This is a genomic window from Caballeronia sp. M23-90, assembly GCF_053574605.1.
In genome coordinates, this window is the sequence record NZ_JBSIPA010000330.1 from 1 (window position 1) to 7,592 (window position 7,592).

General features: G+C 58.1%; 6 protein-coding genes. 4 read left to right on the forward strand and 2 right to left on the reverse strand.

Annotated elements, in window-relative coordinates:
* The 4 genes from ACRXB1_RS25480 to ACRXB1_RS25495 form a co-directional block, all read left to right on the forward strand.
* Nucleotides 1–597 (forward strand): sensor histidine kinase (locus ACRXB1_RS25480; RefSeq protein ID WP_449493610.1); only part of this gene is annotated, 597 nt, incomplete at its 5' end.
* Between the two features lie 845 nt (nt 598–1,442).
* Nucleotides 1,443–1,988 carry an SOS response-associated peptidase family protein gene (locus ACRXB1_RS25485; RefSeq protein ID WP_449493611.1) on the forward strand — a complete coding sequence of 182 codons (546 nt, stop codon included), beginning with the start codon at nt 1,443–1,445 and terminating at the stop codon, nt 1,986–1,988.
* Between the two features lie 146 nt (nt 1,989–2,134).
* Nucleotides 2,135–2,341: a hypothetical protein gene (locus tag ACRXB1_RS25490; RefSeq protein WP_449493612.1), complete on the forward strand. Its 207-nt coding sequence runs from the start codon at nt 2,135–2,137 to the stop codon at nt 2,339–2,341.
* Between the two features lie 535 nt (nt 2,342–2,876).
* Nucleotides 2,877–4,013, forward strand: a complete 1,137-nt coding sequence (locus tag ACRXB1_RS25495; protein WP_449493613.1) for a YncE family protein — start codon at nt 2,877–2,879, stop codon at nt 4,011–4,013.
* 161 nt (nt 4,014–4,174) lie between these two features.
* Here the strand turns inward: ACRXB1_RS25495 and ACRXB1_RS25500 are convergent, their stop codons facing one another.
* Complete coding sequence (locus ACRXB1_RS25500; RefSeq protein ID WP_449493614.1) at nt 4,175–7,225, reverse strand: efflux RND transporter permease subunit; 3,051 nt, start codon at nt 7,223–7,225, stop codon at nt 4,175–4,177.
* Entirely contained in the window at nt 7,222–7,428 is a 207-nt protein-coding gene (locus ACRXB1_RS25505; protein ID WP_449493615.1) for a transporter, read from the reverse strand. The genes ACRXB1_RS25500 and ACRXB1_RS25505 overlap by 4 nt, the downstream gene beginning before the upstream one ends.
* Nucleotides 7,429–7,592: the final 164 nt, after the last annotated feature.

The following is a 7,592-nucleotide window of genomic DNA, read 5'->3' on the forward strand; positions in this document are numbered from 1 at the left end:
TCGCACGCGCAGGAGGGCGACGGCATTGAGGCGAATCTCAGCCCGGTCGCGCCGGCATTTCGCCGCGTGCTCGAAGACCTGATTCCGCTTGCGCAGGCGCGCCAGATCGATATTGGCGTGACCGGAGATTCAGACGTTTGGGTCCCCGCCAATGAAGCAGACCTGGGCACGGTGCTAAAGAACCTCGTCGATAACGCCATCCGCTATACGCCGGCGGGCGGGCGCGTGGACTTGTCGGTGCATACGAAGGACGGTCGTACGTCGATCGTTGTCGAAGACAACGGTCCGGGCATTCCCGAGGAAGAACGCGCGCGGGTGTTCGACCGATTTTATCGTGTGCTTGGCTCGGGGCAAAGCGGGTCTGGGCTTGGGTTGTCAATTGTGCAGACGATCGCGACCCGGATAGGCGCATCACTTGCGCTAGGAGACGCAGTCTGGAGTGAGCGCGGCGGCCTTCGCGTCACATTGACTTTTTCGATAGTGGATCAGCCCAGTGCATCTCTTGAACCAGGTCACAAACGCCCCAATGAGCCGGGAGCCTGTAGCGTAGTGTCAAACCGTCACCCTTGCGGGACAGGGCTGCAAGAGGATCGGTGACGTTTTGAGCGCCGCGCATTACGGGGTAGAGGACGGATGTCAATTTTCGAGTGAAGGGCCAGAGGGAATGTCGACAAGGGCGATGATGCGCGCCATTTCGGAGGCGAACCTACTTCGCTCTGCTTGCTGATTTCCGCGACGTTCTTTGATTAGTAACCCAAAGCAGTTTTCCGAGATCTTGCAAGATGGTGCGAGCTGCTGACTGGTCAAATTGAAAATCTCGCACTATCTGCAAAAGGGGTCGGTCGAGATCGACTCAGGTCACGGATATATGAGCGCTGCCCGATAGATGATCGCAGCTTCGAGTCCCAGGACGTGCAAGTTGGACCAGAGCTGGAACGGCTCCGAAGTAAGATTTCCCGGCGGCCGTCTAGGGACGTAAGCGCCTCCTAAGTCTGAAGCCCTAAGCTTGTTGTCTCTCAGTTGTCCGGGCCTCGTGGTTTGGTCAACACTTTACGGCGTGGAAAGTTCACGCCGTTTTTTTGTCCCTTCTGCTGTCGGCGGGTACATTTACCGTCCCTAGGCATTGATAGGTCGAGGGTGCTTGTTCGTCGGATCCTCTCTGGGTACGTCGAACAGGCTATGAGCGACTCGGAAACCGAGGAATTACTGCAAACGGACCGTCGGCGGTATTGACTACGCGCGATGCGCCACATCCGATACGTTAGAACTCGACTAGCATGGAATAACGAATAGGACATTGAGGTTCAAATGGTTAGGCGGTATTCGCGTGCCCGTGATGCAGCAATTTATACGCTACCGATGTTTGGCAAAGACCTTTTCGCGGAGGTGCCGTTTCCTCAATCCTGGAACATTGCTCCCGGAACGGTTCAACCCGTAATTTATTGCGGCGGACCGACGTCCGCCCGCTGGGGTTCGTACCTGTCTTTGCAGGTACGAGACGACCTATGCTAACAAGCTGTCGTCTTGACGACAAAAACTCAGAGACATGGAAAACGATGTGTCGAATTGCACGTCTCATCGTTCCGGCAGATGGTTGGTACGAATGGTTGGCGACGGATGGTGTCGAACAGCCCTACTTCATAAAACCAAAAGATGGCGGCCCCGTGTTCTTGGCGGCGTTGAGTAGTTTTTCATTCGACGGAGAAGCCCAGGCGACCGACGGATTCGTAATGGTGTCGAGCAGTACGGACGTCGGGATCGTTAACAGTCATTCGCATCGACCCGTCGTCTTGAATGCATTCGATGCCGTCCGATGGTTGCATCCAAAGACTACGTTTGGCCTCGCGAAGAAGATAGCGGCTGATTCAATAATGCCAAGGCAAATGTTCCGGTCATTTCAGGTGAGCGTTGGCGTGAACAGTGTTCGCAACGATGAGCCTGCATTCAATGATCCGCTGTCCGATGGCATCGCTATGTCCCTTGAATGACATTCGAACGTGCAGGTCGAAGTACATCAAGCGATGGCGTTCGATGCCGCAATGCTGATTCAAAACATTAAATAATGAAGAACTCGACACTATTAGAATTGCGTTCGAGAGCGAGAGCGCTTCAGAACAGATCAAGAATAAGCGCGATGGATGACGTTGATTTTTTCGTTTCTGTGATGCGGCTCATCAATGATACGGAGCGAGCGTTCGAGGGGATTGAGCAGGCGACTTTATTGTTATCTCAGGCCTCGTCGTATGCGACGAGTGCGCATATGGAACTGGCACTCGCGGCGATTCAGGCTCTGTTCGTGACCATCGGTTGCTCAGGGGATGATCCGGAGGCGCATCTTTAGACTCGAGTCATGGCGCTGCGTCCAAGGTGGTGTGTGTAGCGTTACAACAAGAGAGCACGCGCCTCCATATTCTACTGGCGAAAGGCCGTGACGGGCATCGATGATGCGAGCGTCGACGTCGTCTGTTTGCCGGGAATCAGGGACATCCGGTTACGTACGCGTGCCGCGTTCTTTCAGCTTGATTATTGCAACATTAACGCCCCGTATCGAGCTAAGCGTCCCTTAAGGGAGCCTCAAGCATCGTACGTCGGCGCACTGTCTGTTGCGCTGCTTCAACATCCCCGATCCGATCAACTTGCGTGATTCCTATCAGATGGTCTTTCCGGACAACCAGGAGATTGTCCCGGATTTTTAATTGTCGGGTCTGATCGGCGATAAGCAATTGATGTATTAAACGCATTAACGTCGCGAAGTTTTTAAATAACCATGAGCATTTTTTCTGAGTGTTGATCCAATGCTTCCCGTTGATCGATTTGACGGCAGGCGCGCATGCCGGTCAGCCGGGAATACCCAATTGCGATTTCAGGAGACAAAAATGAAAAGACGGATAAAGCAATACGGCGCATTAGTCGCTGCCGGATCGATGGTCGCTCTGCTGCTCGCCGCGTGCGGTGGCTCGGACAACGGCGGCGGTTCGACGCCCCATCTGATAACCAACATTGCGGTGCCCAACTCAGCAAGCCCTGCGTTCAGTTTCGACATCAGCTACGCAGACCAGGGCAAATACTTCTTGGCGGACCGGAACAACAAGGCCATCGATGTCGTGGATACGACCACCAACAAGCTCATCGCACAGATACCGGGTGGTTTTGCCGGCAATGGCGCAACAACCACGGATTCCGGGCCGGATGGCCTGATAGGCTTGCCAGGGACGAGCACGCTGTATGCGGGTGACGTCAATGGCGTCAAGGTTTTCAATACTTCTAGTCAGACTCTTACTAAGTCCATCCCGATCGCGACCACGGGTAATCGCACCGATGAAGGGTGCTTCGATCCGGACGACCACCTCGTTGCAGTGGCGAATCCGGCAGACACGCCACCATTCCTTACGTTCATCAACACGGACACGCAGGCTGTCGTGTCGAAGCTGAACTTCAACGGTTCGTCGGGCCTCGAGGCATGCGAGTACGACGCCAGCACGAAGAGCTTCCTGATCAACAACGACGGTACGGCAGTCAATCCGGACGGCGAGCTTGACCTCATCCCCGCGAGCTCGGTGACCGCGGGACAACCCGCTGTGACGAAAGCGTTTCCCCTCGGCGCGTGCGCACCAGCCGGACTTGCACTCGGACCGAATCAGGATGTCATGGTGGGCTGCGATCCTGGCGCCGGCGATCCGCTGATAACACTGATCCTCGACCGCACGAGTGGCGCTGTGCTGGCCAAATTACCGTTTGGCGGCGTCGACCAGATCGCCTATGACAAAACATCGAATCGCTATTTCCTGCCCGCGCGACATTGGGTGACGAGCGGCACGGCGGCGGCATCGGGATTCACCCCGGAGATGGCGATTGTAGATGGCACTAGTCGGACGATCGTCGCTCAGGTCGCTGTTGGCACAGGTGCACATTCGGTCGCGGTCGATGGTCCGTCAGGCCAGGTCTATGTGCCGTTCCAAGCGGGCAGCGCGGCGTTCCCGAACGGCGGTATCTCAGTGTTCTCTGTGCATTGAATGCAACGTGAGTGCGTCGCTTCGTGCTGCATGCCGGCGACGCACTTGACCGACCCGTCACCACACGGTCTTGTCTCCAAACCGAGCGTCGGTGAATCCTGCGGCTGAACGACTCGGCTTCTTCCAGCTTTGAACAATCCGTTCGACATCGCAGATTCACTTTAGAAGGCAGTCTTCTCTTTTAAAAACAGCTTCAGCAACGCCGGTAGCAGCAACAGCACAAGCGGCATCTGGATGATCAGCCCCGAGATGATCGCAATCGCGAGCGGCTGTTGCATGGCCGAGCCCTGGCCGAGTGCAAACGCAAGCGGCAGCAGCGCGAGGATTGCTGCGATCGTTGTCATGGCGATCGGGCGCAAACGGTTGCCGCCTGCCGTCACGATGGCGTAACTCAGGGGCATGCCTTCCTTGAGTAATCCCTGCAGCTCCGAGACATAAAAAATCGCAACCTCGGTCACGATGCCGATGATCATCGTCATCCCCATCATGGCCGAGATATTCAAGTCGATGCCTGTCAGCCACAAGCCGATGAACACCGCGCCCGTCGCAAGCAGAGGCATGGCGAGCACGCAGAGCGCAATCACGAATCGCTCGTAGAGAAATAGAAGCAGGGCGAACACCAGCGCCACGGCAGCGCCGAACACGGTCATCAGACCCTTGAACGCGATCTGTTGCTGCTGATAAAGCCCGCCCAGTTCGTAATACACGCCAGCGGGCAATAGTTGTTTGCCATCGAGCAGCTTTTGCACGTCGGCGACGGTCGAGCCGAGATCACGTCCATCGATACGAGCCGTCACCGCGACCATGCGCTTGAGGTTGTCGCGGCTGATCTCGGGCTGACCCGTGACCACCACTTGCTCGGCCACGCGCGACAGCGCGAAGAGATGACCATCGGGCGCACGGATCTGTAGCTGGCCGAGCGCGGTATCGGTCATGTGCAGAGCACCCGCCACGCGCACGCGGATACCAATGGTCTTCGGTCCAACCTGGTATTGCGTCGCCAGGTTCCCTTCCACCATGTCCGACACAGCCTGCGCAATGCTCTGGATGTCCATGCCCTCGGCGGCCGCAGCTTCGGGCAGGATGTGCAATTCCAGCGCGTCCCCGGCCGGATTGATGCCGTCGTTGACGTCCACGATTCCATGTACTTTGCCGATGGCCGCGGCGACCTTCCTGGCCGTGGCATCAAGCGTAATCTGGTCATCGGAAAAGATCTTGATCTGCACTGGCTGAGGCACGGCGGTGAGGTCGCCGATCAGGTCGTCCATGAGTTGCGCCAGTTCAAACGAAACGCCGGGAACGTGTGATTGGATGGACGTACGAATTTCTTCCATGACCGTATCAATAGGCTCCCGCTTGCCCGGCTTCAGCTTTACGAAGAAATCGCCCTTGTTGGGTTCCTGCAGGTCGCCGCCAAGCCCGGCGCCGGTCCGTCGCGAGTAAGTTGCAACGTTGGGGTTCGCGCGGATGATTGCCTCGACCTGTTTTATCAGCCGGTCCGACTCGGTGATCGAGGTCCCGGGTTCGGTGTGATAGTCAAGCACGAATCCGCCTTCATCCATGGACGGCATAAAACCGCTGCCGACCCGCGTAAAGGCCAATACAGCCACGACCACAAGCGGGATCAATCCGGCGAGAACAAACAAAGGGCGCGTCGTCACGCGTTTCACGAGCTTGTCGTATCGCAGGTTTATCCATCGTGCAAAAGGGGTTTCGCGATGTTCTTTCGCGTCTTTTGCCGTGAGCCAGTGATCGCATAGTATCGGCACGGCAAGCCAAGTGACGAGGAAAGAAATGAACAGGGCGCTTGCCATGGTGACCGAGAGCGCCTTGAAAAATGCCCCGGTTACGCCCGACAAAAACGCGAGTGGAACAAAAATGACCAGCGTAGCCGACGACGATCCCGCGAGCGGGCGCGTGAACTCCGTCGCGGCGGCCATCACGCGGCCCTGGAACGGCCGTCCGCCGCCTTCGCGCATCCGCCGCACGATATGCTCGATCATCACAATCGCGTCGTCGATCACAAGCCCGACCGCCGCAGCCATTCCACCGAGCGTCATGATGTTGAAGCCCATGCCGAAAACGTCGAGCAACAGGATGGTCGACGCCATCACGACCGGTACGAGGGCCACCGCGATGACCGTGATCTTCCAGTTGCGCAGGAAGGCGAATAGCGTGAGCGCCGCCAGCACCACGCCGATCAGGATCGCGTCGCGCACGCTGGTTGCCGAGGCCACCACGAGTTCACTCTGGTCGTACCAGTTTGCCAGCTTGACACCGGGCGGCATCTGTTGCCGAAATGATCGAAGACGGGCGCGGACTGCGGCGGCCATCGCAACGCTGTTCGCCCCGGGTTGCTGATAGATGTTGAGCAGCACTGCATCATGGCCGTCCGCGGTCACGCGCAGCCATTGCGGCAACGTGCCCTGCGTGACGGATGCGATCTCACCGAGACGGATCTGGCTGGCGCCGGGGCTCGAAACGACCACATTGCGCAACGCGGCCACGCTTGTGACGGTCGAGTTTGCAATGACGAGATATAGCTTGTCGTGGTCCTCGATACGGCCGGTCGCCATCAGCACGTTGCTCGCGCCAATCGCCCGGGCGACGTCCGCCGCGGATAACTTGTAGACCGCCAGCCGCGCCGGATCGATGGCGACTTCGAGTTCGTCTTGCGCACCACCTGTGACTTCCACGCGCGCGACGCCCGTAACCGACGACAACATGGGGCGCATCTGGAATTGCGCCACGTCGTGCAACACGGTCAGCGACTGCTGGGCCGAGGTCAGGCTGTATGCCAGCACCGGGAACACGGTCGGGTCCATCCTGCGAACCTGCATCGAAGTGCCTGGGGGCAGCGTCGCAAGGATTTCACTGATCGCCGATTGCGCCTGCAGGGTCGCCTGGGCCATATCCGTCCCCCAGTCGAAGTTGATCGAGATTTCGGCTGCGCCGCGACTCGTTTTCGATGTGACATCGCGCACGTTGGGCACGCGTCGCAATGCTTCTTCTACCGGCGTGGTGACTAGCGTGGCCATCTGTTCGGCGGGACGGTCGCCGGCATCGAGTGAAACCACCGCGCGCGGAAACGCAACGTTGGGAAAGAGCGAGGTGGGCAACTGCAACCCCGTCAATGTGCCCGCAATAGCCAGGAGGGCGATCACGAACAGCAGCGAACGCCTGTGAGCTTGCATCCAGGAGCCGAACGTCATTGGGCGGCGCCCCCGGCAGCGTGGACGGTCATGCCGTCCTTCAACTCATAGTTGCCGCTGACAACGAGCGGCAGTGTGGCGTCGAGTGCGCCGTCAACGCCGTATCGATCGCCGTTTTCGATCACCGTCGCGACGTCGATCCGGTGCGCCTTGTTGTTTCTCGCGAGCTGGTAGACGTACGCGTGTTTGTCGTCCTTCAGCACGGCAGCGCGCGGAACGATCCAGTGGACGCCCGTGCGGGGTTGCGTCGCGGATTGTAAAAGCGCTTGCGTCGTCCAGTGCCATTGATTGCCTCCTTGAGATGAGCGTGAGGGAGCGGTAAGCGATGAAACACATGCCCGATTTTCTCACGACTCCCGGCCTTATC

What these genes read in the sequence shown, in the direction of transcription:
- ACRXB1_RS25490 (WP_449493612.1), top strand. Translation starts at nt 2,135, where the DNA reads ATGGATGACGTTGATTTTTTCGTTTCTGTGATGCGGCTCATCAATGAT.
- ACRXB1_RS25495 (WP_449493613.1), top strand. Translation starts at nt 2,877, where the DNA reads ATGAAAAGACGGATAAAGCAATACGGCGCATTAGTCGCTGCCGGATCG.
- ACRXB1_RS25500 (WP_449493614.1), bottom strand. Translation starts at nt 7,225, where the DNA reads ATGACGTTCGGCTCCTGGATGCAAGCTCACAGGCGTTCGCTGCTGTTC.